This is a genomic window from Roseofilum reptotaenium CS-1145, assembly GCF_028330985.1.
GTDB lineage: Bacteria > Cyanobacteriota > Cyanobacteriia > Cyanobacteriales > Desertifilaceae > Roseofilum > Roseofilum reptotaenium.
This window is the reverse complement of sequence record NZ_JAQMUE010000103.1, coordinates 12,005-36,121: the sequence shown is the minus strand read 5'-3', so window position 1 is coordinate 36,121 and position 24,117 is coordinate 12,005. Positions and strand designations below refer to the sequence as shown.

The window sequence follows — 24,117 nt, the reverse complement described above, 5'->3', positions numbered from 1 at the left end:
CCAGGTGACTGAAGGAAAACTTATGGACTATCTTTACTACCTCGCGAATGCCAGCTTAACCCTCCGGATTATTGAGTATCTAAACCTTTTACCTCAATTTCAGGTCGATTTTGTTACCGTTATTCATCAAATTGATGGTTGGGTCGTCCGGATCAAGCTGGCCCGAGAACTCAATTCACAAGAAGCGGGTAACTTCCGTGCCGTCCTGAACGAATTAGGATTTGCATATCAACCAGAGATTCGTGTGCAAATGGCCCTATGGAGTCTAGAAACCGGTCAATCCCCCACCCATGTCATGCGTCGCTACCAAGTAGCAGTCGTATCCCATGGAAGACCCAATCGTATTGAAATAGAAACTTTCCGCAAACAATTTGTGATGGGACTAGGATACTGTCCAGAAACTTTAGCCTAATTCCTAACCAATCAATAACCTCGTCAAGCTATAATGCAGCCAGCGATGAAGAAGACCTGATTGATTATTTTGGATCTGTCCTCCGAATCATTTACCTAGAAGCAATTTTAAGAGATTCGTGAGAGGGATTGACACACTTCAGGGAGACTACTGCTATAATCTTCTAGGCGTACGCCATAACCATAGCTATTTAATGTGAGGAGTGATTGATTATGGGAATCATACCTACTGTATTAACCAACGACCCTTCTGGAATTAATGGTTTATCTCGGACTGTTGCCACCCCAACACCTGTTGGTTTAGTTTTTCCTCAGATTACAGCGCCCACCAATGATTTTGTGAGTCTGGGGGCTGATTTTACCACCGGTCCTGGCGGACTCTGGATGCTTGAGGGAAATGACACTGTAATTGGTTCTGTCGGTAACCAACGAATTCTAGGGAATGCAGGCGATGATTGGCTTTATGGCGGCAACAATCAAGATAAACTCGCTGGTGGCCAAGGAAATGACCGTCTAATTGGTTTTTCTGGTAGAGACTTGCTTCTCGGTAATCTTGGTGACGATAACCTGTCGGGGAATCAAGATGAGGATACCCTACGAGGTGGTCGAGGAAATGACGAGCTTAATGGTGGTGCTGGTGACGACTGGCTTTTCGGTGATTTTGGCAAAGATGAATTAACCGGAGGAGCAGGATTCGACACCTTCGTTATCCGTAGTAATGGATTTGATACAGTGATTGGAGGAGTGCCCAACAGCACGGTCGATCCAGCTAACCCCCTGAATGCTGATGTGATTACTGATTTCAATCCTCAAGAAGATAAGATAGGTCTAGACAGTGGTCTGGTCTATGCTAACTTGAGATTCGATACCGGCCAGAACATTGTTGGAGGAACCGCTAACGATACAATTATTTTCAACAACTTGAACAACCAGGTTCTGGCAGTTCTTCAAGACTATAATTTGGGTATCAATAGGTTTGATGTCCAGACACTCACTCCCTTCCAGCAAAATCTAGGATCTGATTTCTTTGGCCCCTTTATTGATGGCATAGCCTAGTTATACCATAAATTAATTTCCGTCAGGGGCTATCCTATCGATTTAGGGTAGCCCTTTTGATTGCAGTTTACCGATTAAAAAATAGGTTTTCAGTTGACCTTTTCCTTTGATGGGAATTTTGCCTCGCTCTTGAAATTGATATTTTCCCTGGAGTTTTTCATAGGTGGATTGACTGACCTGAATCATGCCAGGAAGACCATGGGATTCCATACGACTGGCTGTATTGACAGCATCTCCCCACAAGTCATAACTAAATTTTTTTGTGCCGATCACTCCAGCAACAACTGGCCCAGTATTAATACCAATGCGGATCTTAAATTGTTCTTGAGATTGGTGATTAAATTGCTTGATCGCTTCTTGCATCTCTAAGGCCATATTAGCAATAGCCTCGGCATGATCGGATCGCTCTATGGGAATTCCCCCAGCGACCATGTAAGCATCACCGATAGTCTTTATTTTCTCTAGATGATACTTTTGAGTCAGAGCATCGAACTGAGAAAAAATTTGATTGAGAAACCCGACTAATTCAGACGGTGAAAACCGCTCGGCCAGTTGGGTAAACCCCACTAAGTCAGCAAACAGGATGGTAACTTCAGCAAAACCATTGGCAATAGTCGAGTGGCCATTTCTCAATTCAGAGGCGATCGCCTGGGGCAAAATGTTGAGCAATAAGCGCTCTGATTTTTCTTGCTCCTGATACACTCGAACAAACATTTGATGAAAGGCTTGCATGACTGCACCTAATTCATCAGAGCGTTGGCTAGAAGAAAAAGAATAAAATTGAAGATTAACAGGGTGATGATCCGGATTCGATAAGGCTTCTCCTGCGGCAATCAAATCATCTCTCAGGCGTAGAATAGGAATAATGACAGTTATCCCTAAAACCAATAAGGTTGAGGATGTGACTACGATCGCGATAATGATCACTAATCCCAGAATTCGCCATTTATAGGCATTGAGCAAGGGTTGAATCCGTTCAGCATTGTGGCGAGCAACCAAAGTATACTCAATGCCTAAATAGTCTCCAGACCAAGCCACATCATAGCGCAGTCCATTCCAATTGCGATCGCGGACAATGTCCGCCTGTTGGGTTTGCTTAAAGGAAATTTCGGGTGACTCGCCAAACTCAGAAATGGCTTTTCCAGTGCGATCGTAAATGGTAACTCCCACAATAATCGAATCTTCTGTTATCGTTTTTAGCTTTTGATAAAACTCTGGATCGTTATCCATTCCCAGTGAGCTTAAACGGACAATAGAATCAATAACCGCTGAAGAGACTTCTTCAAGTTGCATTAACTCCTGTTGTTCTTGCCGAGAATAGGACGGAATTAAAATAAGCCCTTCGATCGCCATTAAACTTACAAACACCCAACCCGCAATCTTACGGGATAACTGGGCGCTCAATAGGTTGACTAGGGTGGAAAACTGAATAGACATCCATCAGATCCTAAGAGTACAAGCTTAGAGATCTCTACATCAGAGATCCTTATTTATCATGATGTCACCCAAAGTTAAATGACTGCTGAATGGATGCAGAAGGGAATTCAGGATCAGCTACCATAAGTTTATACCAATCTCAGTGTATCTTATCGGGTCTAAAAGCTTTTCACCCTCAGTCATCCATTGCTATTCCTATGCTAGAGCAACAACCCAAGCCCAATCCCCCAACTAAGAAATTATCTCCTCCCTGGTTCCAAGATCCTCTCCATCCCAAGGATTCAGGATTGTTTCTTTCTGAAGCTGTTTTTAACCGCACGCTCGTGCTACTTCCTATGGTAGGGTACACGGTCTTAGGTTTAACAGTGATTAATACAATTATTCTGTTTATTCCTTTCCAACCTTTAAATCCGGTTTGGGTATTGGAGACGATGGGACATTTGGTTGAGGGATGCTGGTTTCCTTTATTGGGATTGGTGTGTGTTCTTTATGGTCGCTGGGGTTATGTGGATCGTTGGGAGTTAAGGTTATGGCGTTTTTTGTCTCGGATGATGTTGTTGGTGGGTTTGGGTTATTTATTGATGGTTCCTGTGGGAATTCGTCAAACTTGGAAAATCGAGGGGATGAATCAGGCTCAGTTACAGTCCCAAATGGTTGAACACACTCAGGTTTTTGCCGATGCTCAGGAGCGTCTTCAACAAAGCAAATCCATCGAAGATTTAAATGAATTAAGGGTTTGGATGTTTCCGAATCGGGTCTTACCTATCCGTGATAATCCCCAAGAGTTGAAGAAAGAATTACAGCAGGAATTGGCACAAACCCAACGGGCATGGGAAGGGCAATTGAGAAGTCAGAGGAGGGCACAACGGTTGACGCTGATGAAAAAGTCGGTTAAGTGGAATTTGGGGGCAATTATAGGGGGCGTGGCGTTTTTGTGGCTTTGGAATAAGACTCGTTGGAGCCGTCATGTGCGATTGCGTTAAAATGGGTTATGGGTCTAAAAGAATGATTTGTAGGGGCAAAAAATTTTTTGCCCCTACAGTTGATAAAATGCTCTAAAGAGCTCTCCAAGTGTTGTGGAAATCTAGATTGCTAGCGCGATAAAACTCCGTTTCACTTCGCGATCGCATCATCTCGACGAAGTCGTCTGAGCTAACCGCTTGTTCAACAGGCCAAACCCCTGGTTTTTTCAGTTTTCCCTGCCAAATCCATTCAGCTAAGGTTCCTGTGCTCCATCCGGCAGCGATCGCTGTATGAGGATGGTAAAATCGGCTTTGATATTGGGCCGGTTTACCCTGGCGCTCTCCTTCCACTTCGACAATCATGACAATACCGACACCAGAGAAGCGATCGCTAACTTGGGTCATGCGATAACTAATTTGGGAGAGTCCTTCAATGACCCAAGGATGATTAATCCAAGATTGGGGTAATTTAGTCATCAGAGCCGTTAAACGGTTGTAAATATCGGGTGCAGAGCCGAATTTAGTAATCACATTCTTTACGGGGAAACTTTCCGCTAATGTCCAAGCTTCGGGGACATCGTACCAATAGACTCCCAGGCGATCGAATGGGGGGCCAAAGTCAATAATTTGGCGATCGCTGTAGGGGGCGATCGTTTGCCATTTTCCCTCTATCCAGGCTAAAAACGGATGTTGCAGGCCTAAAAATGTTGTTCGCATTACCGTTATCCCTGCGCCTCCAGACCCTCCTACGGCATAATATAGGCGAATCGTTTCTACTCGATCGAATGGGTCTACCGCGTGCCGTACCATGCTATTAGAAATGCCCGGAAAAACTCCCGTATTTACAATGGCAGTAATTCCCGCTTCTTGAGCTGCGGGGGCTAAGGCCAATGCTTTTTGGGTAAACGAGCGATGATCGCTAACATCCAGATAATCCACCCCTTGCTCAATACAATTCTTGAGAACCCTAGCGTCCCGATAGTGAAACGGCCCAGCGCAATGAATTACCAGTTGACTTTCGGCGATCGCCTCTTTGAGCTGTTCCCGGTTCCCTAAATCAAGAGCCAAAAATTGCCCAATGAAATCCCAATCATGCCTCGGACGCTGGCGACCTGTAACTACAATCTTTGCCCCCATGCGCCCTTGTAAATCTTGGGCCACGTGATGACCAATTCTTCCGGTTCCTCCCACAATTAAGATTTGATCTTTAGCCAACGTCTTTACCTCAATTCGTTATGAAATCCTGACTCTTTCCCAAGAAATGCTTTTAACTATGATAGGATAATGGGTTGGCATAAGGCTTAACCATCTTAACCGTTTTCAGCCTAAAAAACAGAAAACCGATAGACTCAAATGGGGGTAAAGCAATTGAATGAGACGCTTATATAGCGCTTCGCGCTAGGCAATAGGCAATAGGCAATAGCTTGTATGGCTTAGGTTCTAAGGCTTCAAGCTGTACCTCATAGAAGAGAGAAACGCTATATAGGCTATTCAAGGAAAGTGTGGAATCCCGTTTTCTTGCATTGCCTTTTGCCTCTTGCCTCCTTCCTTGACTGGTTACCCTTCGCGTCTACCCTATCTTAAATTGAATTATGACCGATCAAATTCGCTTTTTAATGTGTGATCCTGAACACTATGACGTGGATTATGTCATTAATCCTTGGATGGAAGGAAATATTCACAAATCCTCTCGTTCTATAGCTGTAGAACAATGGAACAAACTTCACCATATTATTAAAGAACATGCCATCGTAGAATTGGTCAAACCGGAACAGGGATGGCCGGATATGGTGTTTACTGCTAATGCAGGTTTAGTACTGGGTAAGACGGTTGTTCTTAGCCGATTTTATCATCCTGAACGACAAGGAGAAGAACCTCATTTTAAGACCTGGTTTGAATCTCAAGGATTCACAGTGCATGAATTACCGAAAGATGTACCTTTTGAAGGAGCAGGTGATGCTTTATTTGACCGGGAAGGAAGATGGTTGTGGGCTGGGTATGGATTCCGGTCTGAACTCGATGCTCATCCGGCGATCGCTGAATGGTTAGATGTAGAAGTGCTCTCCTTACGCTTAATGGATGAGCGCTTCTACCATCTCGATACCTGTTTCTGTCCCTTAAGCGGTGGCTATCTGCTCTACTACCCACCTGCCTTTGATGGATATTCTAATCGCCTCATTGAAATGCGGGTTCCAGCGGAAAAACGGATTGCCATTAGTGAACCCGATGCCGTTACTTTTGCGTGCAATGCGGTCAATATTAACGATATTGTCATTCTCAATAAAGCCAGTCAAGATTTAAGAAATCGCTTAGAAACTGCCGGTTTCCGAGTCATTGAAACCCCGTTAACGGAATTTTTGAAAGCTGGGGGTGCATCGAAATGTCTCACCCTGCGAATTACGGAACCGGTACGCACGGAACTCCACGCTACCACGCAAATTGATACCCGTACCATTCACATGGTCGGCCATTTACTCGATGCAGGATTAATGAACCGGGCGTTAGATTTGATCGTGGATGGTGGCGGTAGCTTCAAGGTTTTGAACTTCAATTTGGGCGAACAACGGCAAAGTCCTTCCGAAGCGGATGTGAAAGTGTCTGCTCCTTCGGCTGAAGTGCTTGATGATATTATGTCCCAATTGATTGACTTAGGGGCAATACCAGCATCTGAAGACGAGCAAGAATCGCGACGCGAACCGGTTCCCCAACCCGGAACTGCACCAGATGATTTCTATGTCAGTACCATCTATCCCACAGAAGTGCGGATAAATGGTACTTGGGTGAAGGTACAAAAACAACGCATGGATGCTTCGATCGCCGTTACCTATACGGATGAAGGACCAGTGGCTCAATGTAAATTAATACGAGACCTGGTAATCGGTGAAGATGTAATTGTCGGTACTCGTGGCATTCGCACACTGCATAAGGTGGAAAACCGGGATCAAAAAGCACCTCAAGAATTTAGCTTTATGAGTGGTGGAGTCTCCAGCGAGCGCCGCGTAGAATTAATGGTTGAGCAGGTGGCTTGGGAGTTGCGTCATATTCGCGATCAAGGCGGTAAAGTCGTGGTGACGGCTGGCCCGGTGGTTATTCATACTGGTGGCGGACAGCACTTAGCGAGACTGATCCGGGAAGGTTATGTACAAGTGCTACTGGGTGGAAATGCGATCGCCGTCCATGATATCGAACAAGCACTAATGGGAACCTCCTTGGGTGTGGATATGAATCAAGGCGTAGCCGTACAAGGAGGGCATCGTCATCATCTGAAGGTGATTAATAAGATTCGTCGCTGTGGGAGCATTGCCCAAGCGGTAGAATCTGGAGTCTTAACCAAAGGGGTGATGTATGAATGTGTCCAGAATCAAGTACCCTTTGTCTTAGCGGGTTCCATCCGCGATGATGGTCCCTTACCCGATACCCAAATGAATATGATCGCGGCCCAACAAGAGTATGCCCAACTCCTACAAGGTGCGGATATGGTGCTGATGCTCTCATCGATGCTCCATTCCATCGGTGTCGGCAATATGACTCCTGCGGGTGTAAAAATGGTTTGCGTGGATATTAGTCCAGCCGTCGTGACCAAATTAAGCGATCGCGGTTCGTTAGAATCGATTGGTGTGGTTACTGATGTCGGCTTATTCCTGAGTCTGCTCGTGAACCAACTCCATAAACTAACCACTGTTTATCAAACCGTTTCGTAGCCTAAGCCAGTAGGGTGGGCAGCCCACCCTACCACTTGACAAAAGAAGGTTTTTTTCATTGGGGAGCTGGGTATAGGGAAGCAGTGATAACCCCTACTCCAATTATCCTCGATCCTTCTCGTAGGCCAAACTGTCTCCCTGCGGGCATACCTGTCTTCCTGCCCAATTCCATTATTGTCCCCGCAAGCTGAATTTTCACATTGCTGGATTCACCTGGTTTGAGAGGATCATTCTCAAAGTAGAATCGTGCCAGCCAATCTGCACATGACTCGTTGTTGATTTGCCAGAAGAACTGGCCTCGGTAGCCAGAGTAAACGTAGGCCTTTCTACCACCATATTTTGTCGGAATCATCAAAACCATTCCTTCTAGCTGATGGTCTGATACTGACTGGAAGTTTTGCATCGGTTTAGCCTTAATGCCCTTACTTCATGACCCTATTGCCATTGATCAATAAATTGCTACAATTTGAGGAACAACTGCCCATTCATTGTCATTAAGACTTTAATCAACATGGCATCCCAACAGGTTCCCCAAGAAGTCGTCGATCAAGTCGCTGAATATTTCAGTATTCTCTCAGAACCCATGCGCTTAAAGCTTTTAAACTTATTGCGCGATCGCGAGCATTGTGTACAAGAATTAGTCGAAGCCACCCAAACCAGTCAAGCGAACGTCTCCAAGCACCTCAAACTGATGTTACAAGCAGGAATTCTGAAACGACGATCGGAAGGAACATCTGCTTACTATAGCGTTAAAGACGAATTAATCTTTGAATTGTGTAATTTAGTCTGCGATCGCATCGCCAGTCGGATTGAACAACAAGCCCGTCACTTCCGAAGTTTTAGTATGACGGGCAAACAACTGATCTCCTAAAGGGCAAACTCTTGGTCATAGACTGCGCGAGTCATGGGTTGCTGAATTTCCAAGCCTCCACCCCCTAAATACTCCAAGGGTTCACCTTCAACAGACAGCCAAACTTGGGCATCTGGGTCTAAACTGGTGGCTGTATACAAAATTTGCCCTAATCGTCCTGTCATCGAGGCGCTGCCGCCTCCTGTGGTAAATTCCTGGGAAAAATCCAGGTGAATACCATCAGATTTCTGCTCTAAACTTAACACAGTTGTGCCTGGGGGAATAGTACTCGACATTTCCGGACCGGCAGGAGTTTCTAAAACCGTTTTCAAGGCCAGGGTCAACTGCTCTTCGGATGACCCAATTGTTTTCATCTGCACAGGTGTAGAGACCAACTCTAAACTATTCCCCGTATCTTTAAGCCAATAGGCTCGAGGGATATTATTTTCCGATGGGATAGGTTTGACTTCTTCTAGAATCGAAGATGAACTGTTAGGGGCCTGCATAGAATTAATCATCCACCAGGCTGTACCCCCTCCAGACCCTAGAATTAAGGCCGATAGTCCGACGACTAGGCCAATATGAATACCGCGATTTTGTTTGGGTTGTTCCATAATTACCGTCCTTCTTGAATTACGCGATGTTGAATACACTAGGGAATAGGGCATAGGGTAAACCTGGTTTTCCCTTCTACCCATTACCAACATATGATATGGATCGAGGTCTACTCCTCTAAATCAGGATTGTCTGAAGGCTCAAAGGGCTGAATTCTAAGAAATCCAGCGATTTCCAGTTGACCTGGAGTAATGTGCATCTGCAATAGGCGCAGGATTACGGAGTTTGATTCGAGGGTCCGGAGGTCAACTTGTTCGCGAACTCCCCGTTGAATCAGGTTTGTGATTAGGGGAGGAACCGGTTCTTGGTTGACGGTGACCTCCAGATCGACGAGCTCTAAACCCCACCCTTTTATGATAGTGAAACCGGATTCAACAGCAAGCTCAAGTTCAAAGGGTTGGGAGGAGGATTCGGTGTCCGAGTTGGGGATTTGCTGGAGTTGGACTTGAAGCCGTATCCGGTTGTCTAAAAAGGTGATTTCTGGGTTAACGATATGATAGCGCTCCAGTTGGTCGGCTGCCAGGCGAGGGAGGGAAGAAATTCCCAGTTGACGCAGAACGTCACTCATTTGGGGTGAGTTTAACCACTCGTTGAGCGCTGCATCTGTGAAGCCAATGTTAATTCCCGCTTGTAAGGGTCGCTCTAGGAGAGAAAAGCTGGGGCGATTTCTCAAATCGTCTAGATTTAAATCAATGGCATCGGTTTCTATTTCTAGTTTAGCCATTTGTAAGTCGTCAGTGAGCCAAATCCCTCTGCCAGCAATCCTTACCTGTTCCGCTTGACCTTGTAGCAGTCGATGAACGGGAGCATTATCGACTCGCACATGCCAAGTTTCTGCCCTATTAAAGGTAGATTTAAGCAGAGATTGGGTGATTTGATCGACAAATAGTCCAGAAGGCGATCCCACTAGGAATAAACTCGATAAGATAAGGGTTAGGCCTTCCATGACTGCATCTTCAGTAAGAGGTTCCTTGATGTTATACAATGCTATAACAGGGTTTGATCGCGGTCTTGATGAAAATTTTAGATTGGACTCGGATTCTTCGGAATGCGGTGGTTACAGCGTTTTTAGCTTATGGGTCGATGAGTTTTTGGACTCAAACCAACTGGTCTATGTTAGTCTGGGGAGCAGCGATCGGAGGATTAGTTGAGTTGGGCTTTCAAGCAGGACGCGATCGTCGAAAACCGCCTAATCCTTAAGTAATAAAGGTTCAATTAGATCCAGAATTTTATCTAACCGATAATTGTGAGCGAGTTCGCCGATTTGATCTTTAATTTCTACTTGAGATTCAGGTAATTCATCCAGCAGCTCTAGCACTTTTTGATCGTCGGCTTCACAACAGGCTTTATACATTTTTTCCAGCCAAGCCACCGATATAGACTGCATGAATTCTCTCAATTTTTCCCAAGAGTCTACAGAACTGCGAATGAAATGGTTACTGGGTTGTTGTTCTTGCTTTTCTTCTTCAGTATTAAGTTGCATCTCAGCACTTTCTTCCAGCTTTTGGAAGGGTAGAATAACGGTTGCCGTTGTTCCTATATCCACCTGACTCTCAAGCTGAATTTGGCCGCCCATTTGCTTAACTAACTTCTGGCATATGGGTAAGCCTAATCCCATTCCTTCTTGAAAGTCTCCCGGCTTAACATGACGTGAAAAAGGTTCAAATAAATGATCTAGTTCTTCTGGTTTAATCCCACAGCCTGTATCTTTAATTTTCCAAGTTATCCAATTGATCGTATTTGGATTGAAATTCAAATAATCAGGAATATTGTGAGAGAGCCGATCGACTCTCTCACAATCTAATAGAGTGACCTGGATAGCGATCTCACCTTCAGAGGTAAATTTGGCTGCATTGTCTAACAAATATCTAAGAATGGTTTGTAAAGGATAAGCCTCGATTTGAATCCAGGCGGGGACTTCTGAATCCACTGTGCAAATTAGGGACACATTTTGAAAAGACAATTGACTGTCAAATTTACCAACCAGTTCATGAATTATATCATTTATCGCTACAACACTCAGGTATGTCGATGTATCTTTCTCCTCTTCATTACAGATGGATATAACATTATTTATCAATTCCAAAAGCTTATAACCACCACTATAAATTCCTTCAATTAGATGGTTTTGCTTGTCCGAAAAATCCCGCTCTTCACGCAAGATTTGGCTGAATCCTAAAATGCTATTTAAGGGAGTTCGTAATTCATGACTCATTTGACTAATAAACTCACTTTTAACTTGATTCGCTTTTTCGGCTATTTCATTGGCTGTTTTGAGTTGATCGATGTTAACTTTTAGCTGTTCATTAATTAACTCTAATTCCTGAAATGATTGATTGAGTTTTTGTGTCATTACATTAAAGCTCATTGCCAGCGTGCCAATTTCATCTTTACTCAATACCGGTATATTAAAATTCAAGTTTCCTTGAGAAATTCTTATTGCTGCTTCGGATATTTCGGCAATAGGTTTTACTAATCTGCGGGAAATAATATAGATCATTGTTAGAATGATGACCAGAAAAAGACAGCCAATCATAAGGATTTGGCGAGCCAAGTTTTCGGCTAAATCAAACGCTTGCTTTTGAGAAATTTCAGCAATTAAACCCATATTTTTATCTTCCAGCCACCGATAAAAGCCTAGGACTGGAACATCTTCATGGTTAATATATAATCCGGTTCCATTTTGACCTTCAAGAACAGAGTCAATAGCTAGGCTACGAATCGGCCGATCTTGATTTTCATCCCCTAAGTTTAGGGAATTTACAAATGTATTTTTTCCACCAATACGACTAATCAAGTAAATCTGATTATCCTGGTTATAATCTTTGCTATTGTGAAGAACTTTATCGACTTCACCCAAGTCTAGTTCTATGGAAATATAAGCAAGTTTCTGATTATCTCTATAAATTGGAGTGACAAAAGTAATTGCTTTATTTTGAGTCAGAACAGAATTATAAAAGATGGGGTTGATGGGATCTTCTCGGTTCGTTACATAAGTGGTTAAATCTCCTAATGGCTGGTAGGTTTTTTCTAGAAAAGAATTCGTTGAGATAAGGACAATACCTTGATTACTTACAATAGAAGCAATTTTTATGTTAGATTTAATATCGGTGACTTTAATTAAGATATCTTTGATCTGTTCATGAATGATGTCTTGAGAGAGGCTAGGATCGGATTTAGAATTAAAAAAAACATCGATTCGATCAATTATTTCTGGAAGTTGGGCCAATAAAAATGCATCTTCCAACTGTAGTAAAAACCATTGATTGATTTCGTTTTCTTTGATCGAAACAGCTAATCCAAGCTGATTAATCATAGATTGTTTGAGGGAAGAACGGGCTAGGATATAAGCGCTACCTGCAACAAGAACCAGAATTAAAAACGAGAGACTGGAATAATAAATAGCGAGTTTTTTAAGCAGACTTTTTTCAAAGAAACGAATCATAATGACAAGGTTAAAGATGCATTATTCGTGAATATACAGAAAAAGTGATGTTTTTTTTGATCTTTAAGACTTCACTGGATTAAGGTTAAAGTTGTTCTAAAAAGTTGATGAATGGTTGCCAATTATCATCCACCATAATGGGGTTCCATATGGCTTCGATCGCTGGCCTTAACAGATCGACTTGCGGATTAGCCTTTTGCAGGCGATCGCTAATTTCAGCCAATTTTTCCTCGCAGTTTCGAGCTAATACTCTATGATACAAGATTTTCCAAGCCTGCCAAATCGAACTGGGGCCAGCGCTAGACCAGTTGGGGATTTCATCCCTATTTTTTGACCAAATGGGATCAAAGCAATCGCGCAGACCCATAAAAAATTGAGGGTATCCTTTCTGAGTATCTTTGAGTAATTTTAAGGTTAACTCAACCAACTCCTGGGCTTCTTTTTCCTCCATTTGATAACGATCTAAGCCTAGCCGACGTAACATGACTTCCTGGTAAGCCTGTTCATAATGAACCTTAAACTGCTCTAAACTCTCTTGCATAGCCGTTTTGGGGATCACTTTAGCTAGAGCAACACTAAGCAGTTCTAAATTGAGTTGACAAATCAGAGGTTGATTCCCATAACTGTAGCGTCCAGAATAATCGAAATAAGCGGCTGTAAAATTAGGATCGTAATGGGGAATAAAGGCATAGGGCCCATAGTCAAAACTTTCACCGGTAATCGACATATTATCGGTATTTAAAACCCCATGACAAAAGCCTGCGGCCATCCATTGAGCAGCTAATTGAGCGACTCGTTGCACCAATTGATCGTAAAATCGGATGTAGCGATCGCGTGCAGATTCAGGCTGCACTAGAGGGAAGGGCGCTGGATAATAGGTTTCGATGACATGATCTAAGAGTTGTGTGATTAAATCTGATCGCTCGAAATATCGCAGCCGTTCAAACGTACCAAAGCGAATATGGGACCGACTCCAGCGTACCATCACGCACGATCTTGTCGGAGACGGTTCATCTCCTCTCCATAATGACTCTCCAGTTTCGATCAGACTCAAACAGCGAGAGGTGGTTACCCCTAACCGATGCAACATTTCCCCCGCTAACACTTCCCGCACGCCCCCCTTGAGCGTTAACCGCCCATCTGCCCCCCTGGAATAGGGAGTCATGCCCGATCCTTTTGTGCCAAAATCATACAATTGGCCATCAATTGCTCGTACCTGGCCATACAAAAACCCCCGACCATCGCCTAACCAGGGGTTGTATTCTCCAAATTGATAACCATGATATTTGAGCGCTAAACAAGGGCGACCGCTTTCAAATTGGCCAAAAAAGTCGATAAAATGGCGATCGCTCACTTGCTGGGGATTGAGTCCCATTTGCACAAGCAGATCGTTATTTCGCCATCGTAGAATATGTTGGGGAAATTGGGCAGGTACCACGGGATCGTAATAATCATCCCCTAAGTTTTCTAGGGCACTTTCGGTGTTTAAACTCTCAAAAGGATTCGTATCTACCGTGTCACTCATCACTTGTCCTAATTATTTCCCTCTCCTATTCTGACTCAGAAGTGGCATCTTCTGCTTGTCCCAAACGACGAATATTGAGGACATCGCTCATATTGCGAATTTGGGTAAACACAGATTCAAGTTGGGGGCGATCGCGAATTTCCATCCCTAAGTTGATCGTTGCAGGTTTCCCTGGTGTGGTGTTCACATCCACGTTACGCACATTAATCCCTTGATCGCTTAACCGAGAGAGAATATCCTTGAGAATGCCTACCCGGTCAATGGTTTGGATTTGCACTTGGACAATATAGGTCATAGCAGTCGGAGTTCTTTTCTGGTTTTTACCATTCCAACTGATCGGGATCAGGCGATCTCCTTCCACATTTTCCACATTTTGACAGCCTTGGCGATGAACAGAAATTCCTCGTCCCCGAGTAACCACTCCAATAATCAATTCTCCCGGAATAGGATTACAGCATCCAGCCAGATAATAAAGCAAGCCTTCAATCCCCACAATGGGAGAACTATAATCTCCACCAGAAGACTGAGGTGCAGAAGACGACGACGGAATCACCGCCTCACCTTTGAGTCCTTCTTTACACTCTGGTTCTAAGGGTTGAGTGGCGCGAATCGCATCTCGCAGACGATTCACAACCAAGTTTAAGGTCAACTCTCCATAACCCAAAGCAGCGAGTAAATCATCAACCGCGTGATAATTACAGCGTTCGACAACCCATTGCATAGGTTGGGATTTGAGTAGAGCTTCAAACCCAGATTTACCCATTTCTTTTTCCAGCAATTCCCGACCTCGGGCAACATTTTCTTCTCGATGCGATCGCTTGTACCATTGGCGAATTCGGTTCCGCGCCCCTGCGGTCTTGACAAAATTGAGCCAATCTAAGCTAGGATGGCTATTTTTTTGCGTCAAAATTTCCACAATATCGCCATTTTTCAACATCGTATTCAACGGAACCATCCGGCCATTGACCCTAGCACCCGAGCAATGATTGCCCACTTCCGAGTGAATTCGATAGGCAAAATCAACCGTTGACGATCCCGAAGTCAGGGATAGAACATCCCCACGGGGAGTGAAGACATAGACATCATCTTCAAATAAATTATCTTTGATATTCTCTAAGTATTCCTGAGCATCTTTGAGATCATTTTGCCAATCGAGCAGTTGACGTAACCAAGTAAACTTTTCATCAGTATCGGTCATGTCGCCATAGTTCGATCCGGCTTCCTTGTATTTCCAATGAGCAGCAATCCCATATTCTGCCACTTGATGCATTTCCTGGGTACGGATTTGCACCTCTAGAGGCCGACCGGTGGGCCCAATCACGCCTGTGTGCAAAGATTGATAGCGATTCGGTTTCGGCAGACCAATATAGTCCTTAAATCGACCTGGGATCGGCCGGAAAGAGTCATGAACGATCGCCAACGCCCGATAGCATTGATCGTGATTTTCAGTGATTATACGAATTCCTGCTATGTCAAAAATTTCATGGAACTCCTTTTGCTGCTTGTGCATTTTGCGATAAATGCCATACAGATGTTTAGGACGGCCCGTAATTTCTACAGTGGTAATGCCAATCTGTTCCATCCGAATCTCTAGAATTTCAATCACATTCTTCAGGTGTGTTTCCCGGTCTATTCGCTTTTCAGCGACTAGGCATTGCACTTCCCGATAGTAGGTGGGTTCTAAATACTTAAATGCTAGGTCTTCGAGTTCCCATTTAATGCGCCCGATTCCCAAGCGATTAGCTAAAGGCGCAAAAATTTCACGGGTTTCTAAGGCGATCGTCCGTTGTTTATCCTCCTTCATAAATTCTAGGGTTCTCATATTATGAAGTCGGTCGGCTAACTTCACCACAATCACCCGAATATCTTGGGCCATAGCCAAAAACATCCGCCGAAAGTTTTCTGCTTGGCGTTCAGTTTTACTAGAAAATTTGAACTTAGAGAGTTTGGTTACTCCTTCGACCAATTGCCGGACTTCTGAACCAAAGCGCTCTTCCAACTCTTCTGGGGTTACCTCTGTATCTTCCACCACATCATGGAGAAAACCGGCGGCAATCATGGGGGCACTTCCTCCGAGTTCGCGCAATAATCCCGCGACTGCAACCGGGTGAGAAATATAGGCCTCTCCTGATTTTCGGTATTGTCCTTTATGGAGTTGATAAGCAAATTCAAAGGCTTCCCGAATTAAGCGTCGATCTTCTGGCAATTCAGGGGGAGGAATGGATTCAGCGAGAACTTGCTCTGGGTTTAAACAAGCGGTTAACCAGTGGGGAAGGGTAAGATCGAGGGAGTTGGGTTCAGTGATGGTTTTCATAGCAGGTGGATGTTTTGGGAATGATAATAGCTAATCTAATCTCGGAATCATCGAAGGGACTCAAGATTACGAGATTAGGATAATCGCAATGGAAAAATAGCTGGTGGTGGAGATAACAAAGATGCAGATCCTGATTTCAGGTTATCTCTGATGCTCTGTTATTTAATACTATAACTTTACACCTTAAAAAAAAGCGAGGGGATGAAATACCTGTATGTTATGGCAACAACACAAGCAGATTTACCAGCACTTTCTCGAACGCTTAAGGAAAGTCTTAATGCTGGCTACAAGCAAGACTAATTTAGAGGGATTAATTCCAGCTTGCCAGGAGGCGGAAGATTTTTTTGAGCAACAGATTGCACCCCGGTTTGGGGATGAACCCGATTCCCCTACTGAGATGACTTGGCAGTCGATTCACACGGAGATGCATAAACAAATGAAATTATTGGTAACTGAGATTACATTTTACCAAATGAGTCGCCAGGAATTAGCGAAACAGCAGAGAAAAAATAAGATTAGTAATTATACCCAGAATCTAATTCACTATTGCGAGATAATTTTAGGGTCTGGCGGGTAAGGTAATGGTGAAGGTGGTTCCTTGGTTCACTTGGCTGTCAATGTGAATGGTTCCGTTGTGTAAATCCACACTTTTTTTGACAATAGAAAGTCCTAAGCCTGTTCCACCGATATTGCCAATATTGCTGCCTCGATGAAAGGAATCAAACAGATGCTGTTGCTCAGATTCAGGAATACCAATTCCTCGATCTTGAATCTGAAATTCCATGGTGTTGTTCAGACAACGCACGCGAACAGATACGATTCCCCCTTCGGGAGAATACTTAATGGCATTGGAGAGTAAGTGAACGAGGATTTGCTCAATTAAGCTGCTATCGAGCATCCATGAGAGGACTGAGTCTTGGGGGAGAAATTCTAGGGAATATTGGGAACCGGAGATCGCCTGCATCCGGGCGATCGCTTGTTCAAATAGGGGAATCACATCCACCAGTGTGGGGTTAAATTCCAGCAAGCCAAAATCCGCATCCTTAATAAACAGGATATCCTCTAAGAGGCTAGTCATATGGTTAATAGCTTTATGAATCCGGTCAAAATGCTTATTTTGTTTTTCCCGATCCCACTTATCTCGATATCGCTCTAGCATCCCAATGGATAAACCGATAGTGGTGAGGGGGGTGCGATATTCGTGGGAGATGGTGGTAATAATCCGGGATTTTAGCTCATTGAGCGCTTGTAGATGATTTAACGCTTGATTAAGATAGGGGTCGATTAAGCAACGATCTTGGGGGCGAGAGATGCCCAGTAAGCTGGCAATTCGTTTGTTGAGCAGTTCAGGATGAAGGGGTTTCGGTAAATAATCATCAGCTCCGAGATCCAAAATTTCGCTAATAAAATTGGGTTGGTGGCACTCACTGATGGCTAAAATCGCTGGAGGGTAAGTTTGGCACTTCTGTTGATAAGTGAGCGCCTCCGTGAGAGGTTTCAAGTTGCTGCTGTTAACATCAACAACGATCAAATGGGGCTGTTCCGTTGTCAGTTCTGCGATCTCACGGACGGTTTGCGTGACATATTGATGTGGAGAGATCACCTCGGCTAAAGGTGGATAGGTCGATAAACTCAATTCTTTTGCGAAGGGAGGATCTTCTTCAATAATAAGAATCAACGAAGACATCAGAGATTGGATATAGTGCTTAGAGGTAACATCTGTCATCATCTCAGATTTTGCATCTTAAGATTTAGGGTTAGAGAGCGAGTATAGCCATGCAGCAATCATAGAGTCTTATGACTATTGCGATTTGTGCTTATTGCCTTTTGCCTGACTTCTGGAAGAAGTTTATGGTCTAGATGCACCTTCAAGAGAATCATACCTGAATTGATGAAAATTGATGAAAATTGATGAAAGTCTACACTAATCTTGAGTGATTATCCAAGCTTAATCCATGGGTCTGAATGGTATTGCGCCCCTGAGCTTTAGATTGATAGAGAGCTTCATCGGCATTGATCAGTAGCTGATAGGGTTCCATGTCTAATCGAGGAGTTTGGCACGCGACTCCTAGAGATAACGTTAAGTTCGATCGAATTGGGGAAGCGAGATGCTCAATTTCTCGATCCTGAATCTCTTCCTGAATTTTGTCAGCGACTTCTAGAGCACCATCTAAGGGAGTGTTGGGGAGAAGCACCACAAATTCTTCCCCACCATAGCGAGCGACTAAATCGGCTGGACGTTGGGCTGATGAGGCGATCGCCTGGGCAACTTTCCGTAAGCAATCATCTCCAGCTTGATGGCCATAGGTATCATTATAGAGTTTGAAATAATCGACATCACATAGGATAACGGAGAGGGGAGTTCCTTCACGGGCAAGTCTGCGCCATTCCACCGCTAAGTATTGATCGAAGCATCGCCGATTGGCAATACCTGTTAAGCCGTCTAGGGTAGCCATTTGTTGAAGGACCCGATTGGTTTGAGCTAATTGTTGATACAGTTGTCCTTGACGGATAGCGATCGCCACCTGATGGGTAATTTTTCTTAGCAGTTCTAGTTGATCTTCTGGCCACGTACGCGGCGATCGACAATCCTGTAAGGCCAAAAGCCCCCACAGCGATTCGGGTGTTTTTTGCCGTAATTCTTCTGGTAATTTTATCCCCACATCTTGATCGGGTGTGAGTAACTCAAAGCACTTAATTTGAATCACCAATTGGGATTTAACCTGCCATTGATGTAACTTTTCTTGAAATGCAGAACGAGCTGGGGGTAAAATTTCTTCAATTACCCCCAGTTTTAACTCCGATTCTGACCCCCAATCGAGAATTTCTTCGAGGTTCACTTCCTCAATGATTTCTCCTAAAACTGAAGTACAATCAGGAGCGACTGACTCCATCAAAACACTTAACTGCGGTTCCGGGTGTAAACCATAGATTAACACTCGATCTACTTGCAGCAGTTGCTGGACTTCCTGAACCGTAGTTTTTAAGATCTCCTCTAAATTAAGGGATTGGCGAATTTTTTGGGTGATAATACTAAAAATTTTTTCCTGTTGGGCTTGTTTTCTTAAAATCAATTCTGCTTTTTTGGTGTGGGTAATATCTCGACCTACTGCCTGATATTCCACTAGAGTATTCTGGGACGTAAAAATCCCTCGAATCGTCCAAGACTGCCAAATCAGATGAGGGGCATGGCCAAGGATGGGGAATTCTAGGGTAATGGTGGGACTTTTGGGGGTAATTTGGCTCAGTTGTGTCTGAAGTTGAGGCCAGTCTTGGGCAAACAATTTGTAGGAAGCACACTGGCCAATTAAGGAGTCTGGGGATTGATGGCAAAATAAACTAAAGGATCGGTTAATAAATGTAAGGGTTCCATCGACCAAAAATCGACAAATAAATTCTGTTTGATCTTCAATAATGCCTCGGTAGCGAGCTTCACTTTGCCGTAATTTTTCTAGGGTTTCTTTTCGCTTGATTGCATAATGAATGGCACGGGCCAGCATATTGGGACGTAACTCATTCTTAAAAATATAATCCTGTGCCCCTACTTTGAGTGCAGATATGGCGGTTATTTCATCTTCTAAGCCAGTCAGCACAATGATGGGAATATGAGGCGCTTTTTGATACATAACTTGACAAGTCTCTAAGCCTCGGATGTCTGGCAACGACAAATCTAATAAAATTACTGCATAAGAATTTTTTAAGACCCATTCTATGGCTTCAGTCATGGTTTCCACATGATCAATTTGGTAATCGCATCCTTGTGTCCTTCTGAGTAAAGTTTCAATCAGACGGACATCAGTAGGATTATCTTCAATCAATAGTACATTTAGGATAACTTGATTCACCAGGCTTAATCCTTGACTATCTTCAGGACAAAAGGCTAATTGAGAAACAATTATACATGAGATTCCTTTTGATCTGCCTTGATGTTGCAATTACCGTAGCTTCAATGTGATTATTTGCATGATTAGGATTTTCTTCTCAGGGATTATTCGTAGGATTGGGATTTTCTTCTCAGGTTAGAATATCGTACCGGGTATGGGAGGTAGCTTAACAGAAGTTAACCAAAAGTCTTCTACTCGGCGAATCAAGTCTTGGAACTGATAAAAAGAGGAAGGTTTACTCAGATAACAATTGGCATAATTTTCGTAACTCGACAGAATATCAGCTTCATTCTCTGAGTTGCTTAACATGATCACAGGAATTACCCTCAGAGATAGATCGGCTTTAATTTCCGCTAAGACTTCTAAGCCCGTTTTAGTCGGTAACTTGAAGTCTAATAGTATGATCTGGGGGCGCGGACTTTGCTGATAGGGTTCCTGCTGATATAAAAAGGCGATCGCCTGTTCCCCAGTCTCTACCACATGGATCTGATAGGTCATCGAGCCTTCCCGAAATGCCCGCATTGTTAAGGCAGCTTGACTCGGAGAGTCTTCGACCAATAGAATATGGACGGGTTCAGAACTGTAATTCAAAGTACAAAATTACCATCAGGTGCGATCGCCAATTGTAAAATAAAATGTCGCTCCCTGGTTCAGGTGGGACTCAACCCAAATCGTTCCCCCATGGCGTTGAATAATCTTATCGCAGATTGCTAACCCAATGCCTGTGCCTGGAAAAGCGTTTTGGGAATGGAGCCTTTGGAAAAGGACAAAGATGCGCTCGGCATAATAAGGATCAATACCAATACCGTTATCTTGTACCCAAAATAACCACTGGCAATCTTGACGTTGAGCGCCAAGATGAATCTTCAGGGGGCGATCGCTGCGAAACTTAATGGCGTTACTGCATAAATTTTGCCACAGTTGTACCATCTGGGAGCGATCGGCATGGACTGTCGGTAAGGGATCATGGGTGATCGTAGCACCACTTTCCTCGATCGCCACTTTTAAGTTAATCCATACCTGTTCTAAGACCTTGTCAAGATCGGTGGGAAGCCTCTCTTGAGCGCGAGTTCCCACCCGTGAAAAGGCTAATAAATCTCGGATTAAGCTTTGCATTCGTTGTCCTTCACTGAGGATACAGTGAAGATAGCTTTGCCCTTCATCATCGAGAAGATTGCCATAATCTTCCTGCAACAGTTGACTAAAGCTCACGACTCCTCGCAGGGGTTCCTGTAAATCATGGGAAGCAACATAAGCAAATTGCTGTAATTCGGCGTTAGAGCGAGCTAACTCTTGTTGTTGGCGGATTTGTTGAGAAATTGACTCTTGTTGCTCGAGTTGGGCTTGCTGACGGGCGGTATGGGTATAGAGCATTTCCCCTACCACCTGTAAAATCCGACTATCTTTGACAGACCATTGTTTCGGGTTCTGACAATGAGACTCACATGTAATCTGTCCCCAGAGTTTTCCGGATGCTGTCCAAATGGGAACAGCTAAGAGGGAACCAATCTGCAACGATTCTAAATAGGCTTTCTCTAACTTCGCGATCGCCGGCAGCTCATCAAAGGAATTAAATATCAACATATCCTGTTGACGCAGAGTCTCAAACCACCAGACAAAAGGAGCCACATCCAGGTCTTGAAGCAGATCGCGAAATGATATACTCTGAGCATCACACCATTCATCGGTTAAACTGAGCTGAGTTTCTTCTAAATTCAAGCGAATTAAATAGACGCGGTTGGCTCCCATAGCTTGGGCTAAAATTCCCAAGAGATCGTCAAAATCGAGGGTATCATGGCGAGTGAGCCATTTGGACACTTCAGATAAGGCAGTTTCCAATTTGAGGCGATATTTTAATTCTTCTTCTGCTTGTTTGCGATCGGTAATATCTTCGGCAATTCCGGCAACGCGCTCAATATTCCCCCATTGATCTTCGATGGGAAAGGCTCGATCCCAAATCCATCGAGTTTCCCCATTGGGGCAAAGAATTCGATATTCACAAAAGGTATGTTCGCCCTGGATTTGCCGATCCCAGGTTTCTTTGACGCGATCGCGATCTTGGGGATCAATGCTCTCTAACCAAGAAAAATTAGGCTCATAGGCTTTTGAGATCGATCTCTCCCAAACCTGTTCATACGCAGGACTCATATATTCGATCCGATAGGGATGGGTGGAAGCGAGCCAAAATACATCCTCAATATTGCCGGCTAATTGACGAAACCGTTCTTCACTTTCTCTGAGTGCCTCTTCTGCTTGTCTGCGCTCTGTAATATCGCGAATACTGATCACATAAACGGGTTCGCCCAACCAATAGGTTTGAGAAACACTCATTTCTCCAACACCCATCACTTGTTTCCCTTGAATTAAATCAATTTCTGTTACACTCCCCACGGTTAGGGGTTGACCAAAATCGTGATCGACTAAACTAGATAGGGGACGATTAAACAATTTTTCTGCTGCGGGATTAACAAACTGAATCACACCCTGAAGATCCACAATCAGCAAGCCATCAGAAGCGCTATTAATAATCGTATGTAGTCGTGCCTCACTCTCCCAGAGTTGTAATTCAATTAATTTGTGGGTGGTAATATCAATCGCTGTGCCTAAAATTTCAATCGGAACTCCTTGTGCATTGCGCTTAAAGATCATATTACGCGATCGCAACCACACCCAAGACCCATTCCGATGGCGCATCCGATACTCAACTTCCTGTACTTCCCCATCGGCTAAACTTAACCACTCCTGTTGTATAGTTTCAATATGTTCCAATTCATCTGAATGATAATTTTGCGTAAAAAACATCGATCCTTGGGATTGAACTTCTTCGGGAGAATAACCCAGCACACTTTCTAGAGAGCGATTAACATAAATATTTTTCTCCGTTTGCAAATCATACAAGTAGAGGACTTCAGGAGAAGCATCAGTCAGTTGTTCAATAAAGCGTTTATTGTGGCGTAATTCTTCTTCTGTGTGCTTGCGATCGGTAATATCTCGATAAACACTCAAATACCAATATCGTTCTTCTTCCCAAATCATAGAGGTAGAAACCAACAATGTTTTCTGTTCTCCATTTTTCGTGCAAATCACCGTTTCCACATCCTCTATTTTTCCACGATCGCGCACCTGATTCATCTGAGCAGTCACTCGCTTTAAATCTGCTGGGTTCGGATATAACAAGTTTAAGAAGTTATTCGCTTTATTCGCTTCTTCTTGAGAATATCCGGTCAGAGTTTCCATTTTAGGATTAAAAATCGTGAAATGTCCCTTTTTATCACTCAGAGTAATACCTTCTCCCACCGTCTTAATCACCATTAATAGGCGATCTAGCAATCTGTTTATTAAATTAGAACTCTGTTTTTGAGACGTGATATCTGTATCTGTACCTGCCATGCGATAAGGCTTGCCTTCACTATCTCGAAACGCAATTCCTCGGGTTAACAGCCAGCGAATACTTCCATCTTTATGGACGATCCGATGTTCAACTTCATAAAGAGGGGTTGAGCCATCTAAGTGTTCTTGAGCTGACTTCTTTGTCATCTCTCGATCGTCAGGATGAATCAAATCCATCCAAGACTCGATATAGTTGGGAATTTCTTCATCTTGATATCCCAAAACTCCTTTTAAGTTGGGCGAAATATACAGTTCATTCGTCTGTAAATTCCAATCCCATACTCCGACTTGACTACTGGAAATTGCTAGGGTGTAGCGTTCTTCTGTTTGATTGAGTAAATACTTTAGTCTCTGATTTTCTTGAAGGACTTCTTGTAGTTTAGTTTCCACACACTTCAAATCACTCCAGACATGAGAGGAACAGAAATCGTTAAACCGATTACAGAGTGCCAAACTCGAGGATCTGGGAAGAGGATGGTTTAAGTTTCCTGAACTATTCATCACTAATTTCTCCTATTTTGAGTAAC

Annotated in this window: 19 protein-coding genes; 7 read left to right on the top strand and 12 right to left on the bottom strand. The window is 43.6% G+C overall.

The window, feature by feature from the left end; all coding sequences use genetic code 11:
- Nucleotides 1-22 precede the first annotated feature (22 nt).
- Together PN466_RS23165 and PN466_RS23160 are read left to right on the top strand one after the other, a co-directional pair.
- Nucleotides 23-412, top strand: a complete 390-nt coding sequence (locus PN466_RS23165; RefSeq protein WP_271944527.1) for a hypothetical protein — start codon at nt 23-25, stop codon at nt 410-412.
- A 212-nt stretch (nt 413-624) separates the two neighbouring features.
- Nucleotides 625-1,467: a calcium-binding protein gene (locus PN466_RS23160; protein WP_271944444.1), complete on the top strand. Its 843-nt coding sequence runs from the start codon at nt 625-627 to the stop codon at nt 1,465-1,467.
- 42 nt (nt 1,468-1,509) lie between these two features.
- On the opposite strand, the gene PN466_RS23155 is transcribed toward PN466_RS23160, so the two are convergent.
- Nucleotides 1,510-2,904, bottom strand: a complete 1,395-nt coding sequence (locus PN466_RS23155; protein ID WP_271944442.1) for an adenylate/guanylate cyclase domain-containing protein — start codon at nt 2,902-2,904, stop codon at nt 1,510-1,512.
- Nucleotides 2,905-3,101: 197 nt separating this feature from the next.
- Here PN466_RS23155 and hpsJ-A point away from each other — a divergent pair, with 197 nt between their 5' ends.
- Complete coding sequence (gene hpsJ-A, locus PN466_RS23150; RefSeq protein WP_271944440.1) at nt 3,102-3,887, top strand: HpsJ-like protein, cyanoexosortase A-associated; 786 nt, start codon at nt 3,102-3,104, stop codon at nt 3,885-3,887.
- A 72-nt stretch (nt 3,888-3,959) separates the two neighbouring features.
- Here the strand turns inward: hpsJ-A and PN466_RS23145 are convergent, their stop codons facing one another.
- Nucleotides 3,960-5,081 carry a saccharopine dehydrogenase family protein gene (locus PN466_RS23145; protein WP_271944438.1) on the bottom strand — a complete coding sequence of 374 codons (1,122 nt, stop codon included), beginning with the start codon at nt 5,079-5,081 and terminating at the stop codon, nt 3,960-3,962.
- A gap of 377 nt (nt 5,082-5,458) precedes the next feature.
- Here PN466_RS23145 and argZ point away from each other — a divergent pair, with 377 nt between their 5' ends.
- On the top strand, nt 5,459-7,567 hold the full coding sequence (gene argZ, locus PN466_RS23140; RefSeq protein ID WP_271944436.1) for a bifunctional arginine dihydrolase/ornithine cyclodeaminase: 2,109 nt from the start codon (nt 5,459-5,461) through the stop codon (nt 7,565-7,567).
- Nucleotides 7,568-7,622: 55 nt separating this feature from the next.
- Here argZ and PN466_RS26545 read toward each other — a convergent pair whose 3' ends face one another.
- Nucleotides 7,623-7,928, bottom strand: coding sequence for an EF-Tu C-terminal domain-related protein (locus PN466_RS26545; protein ID WP_390890059.1), 306 nt, complete (start codon nt 7,926-7,928; stop codon nt 7,623-7,625).
- A gap of 150 nt (nt 7,929-8,078) precedes the next feature.
- On the opposite strand from PN466_RS26545, the gene PN466_RS23135 reads away from it, so the two are divergent.
- The gene (locus tag PN466_RS23135; protein ID WP_271944434.1) at nt 8,079-8,438 is read left to right on the top strand and encodes an ArsR/SmtB family transcription factor; all 360 of its coding nucleotides are present in this window, start codon (nt 8,079-8,081) and stop codon (nt 8,436-8,438) included.
- Here the strand turns inward: PN466_RS23135 and PN466_RS23130 are convergent.
- Nucleotides 8,435-9,031 (bottom strand): GerMN domain-containing protein, encoded by a 597-nt coding sequence (locus tag PN466_RS23130; protein ID WP_271944433.1) that lies wholly within the window; start codon nt 9,029-9,031, stop codon nt 8,435-8,437. The two genes, PN466_RS23135 and PN466_RS23130, sit on opposite strands and share 4 nt — an antisense overlap.
- 110 nt (nt 9,032-9,141) lie before the next feature.
- Nucleotides 9,142-9,978, bottom strand: coding sequence for an LmeA family phospholipid-binding protein (locus tag PN466_RS23125; protein WP_271944431.1), 837 nt, complete (start codon nt 9,976-9,978; stop codon nt 9,142-9,144).
- 68 nt (nt 9,979-10,046) lie between these two features.
- Between PN466_RS23125 and PN466_RS23120 the strand changes: the two genes are divergently transcribed.
- On the top strand, nt 10,047-10,232 hold the full coding sequence (locus PN466_RS23120) for a hypothetical protein (protein ID WP_271944430.1): 186 nt from the start codon (nt 10,047-10,049) through the stop codon (nt 10,230-10,232).
- Here the strand turns inward: PN466_RS23120 and PN466_RS23115 are convergent.
- The 3 genes from PN466_RS23115 to PN466_RS23105 all read right to left on the bottom strand — a co-directional run bounded on the left by PN466_RS23115 (nt 10,222) and on the right by PN466_RS23105 (nt 16,316).
- Nucleotides 10,222-12,477, bottom strand: coding sequence for a sensor histidine kinase (locus PN466_RS23115; RefSeq protein WP_271944428.1), 2,256 nt, complete (start codon nt 12,475-12,477; stop codon nt 10,222-10,224). The two genes, PN466_RS23120 and PN466_RS23115, sit on opposite strands and share 11 nt — an antisense overlap.
- Nucleotides 12,478-12,562: 85 nt before the next feature.
- Nucleotides 12,563-14,002 (bottom strand): protein adenylyltransferase SelO, encoded by a 1,440-nt coding sequence (locus tag PN466_RS23110; RefSeq protein ID WP_271944426.1) that lies wholly within the window; start codon nt 14,000-14,002, stop codon nt 12,563-12,565.
- Nucleotides 14,003-14,027: 25 nt separating this feature from the next.
- Nucleotides 14,028-16,316: a RelA/SpoT family protein gene (locus PN466_RS23105; RefSeq protein WP_271944424.1), complete on the bottom strand. Its 2,289-nt coding sequence runs from the start codon at nt 16,314-16,316 to the stop codon at nt 14,028-14,030.
- 214 nt (nt 16,317-16,530) lie between these two features.
- On the opposite strand from PN466_RS23105, the gene patD reads away from it, so the two are divergent.
- On the top strand, nt 16,531-16,893 hold the full coding sequence (patD, locus tag PN466_RS23100) for a heterocyst frequency control protein PatD (RefSeq protein WP_271944422.1): 363 nt from the start codon (nt 16,531-16,533) through the stop codon (nt 16,891-16,893).
- On the opposite strand, the gene PN466_RS23095 is transcribed toward patD, so the two are convergent.
- The 4 genes from PN466_RS23095 to PN466_RS23080 form a co-directional block, all read right to left on the bottom strand.
- Complete coding sequence (locus PN466_RS23095) at nt 16,876-18,045, bottom strand: ATP-binding response regulator (protein ID WP_271944420.1); 1,170 nt, start codon at nt 18,043-18,045, stop codon at nt 16,876-16,878. The two genes, patD and PN466_RS23095, sit on opposite strands and share 18 nt — an antisense overlap.
- Nucleotides 18,046-18,235: 190 nt before the next feature.
- Nucleotides 18,236-20,161: a diguanylate cyclase domain-containing protein gene (locus PN466_RS23090; protein WP_271944418.1), complete on the bottom strand. Its 1,926-nt coding sequence runs from the start codon at nt 20,159-20,161 to the stop codon at nt 18,236-18,238.
- Between the two features lie 174 nt (nt 20,162-20,335).
- Entirely contained in the window at nt 20,336-20,791 is a 456-nt protein-coding gene (locus tag PN466_RS23085; protein ID WP_271944416.1) for a response regulator, read from the bottom strand.
- Nucleotides 20,792-20,806: 15 nt separating this feature from the next.
- The gene (locus PN466_RS23080; protein WP_271944414.1) at nt 20,807-23,980 is read right to left on the bottom strand and encodes a PAS domain-containing sensor histidine kinase; all 3,174 of its coding nucleotides are present in this window, start codon (nt 23,978-23,980) and stop codon (nt 20,807-20,809) included.
- Between the last annotated feature and the right edge of the window lie 137 nt (nt 23,981-24,117).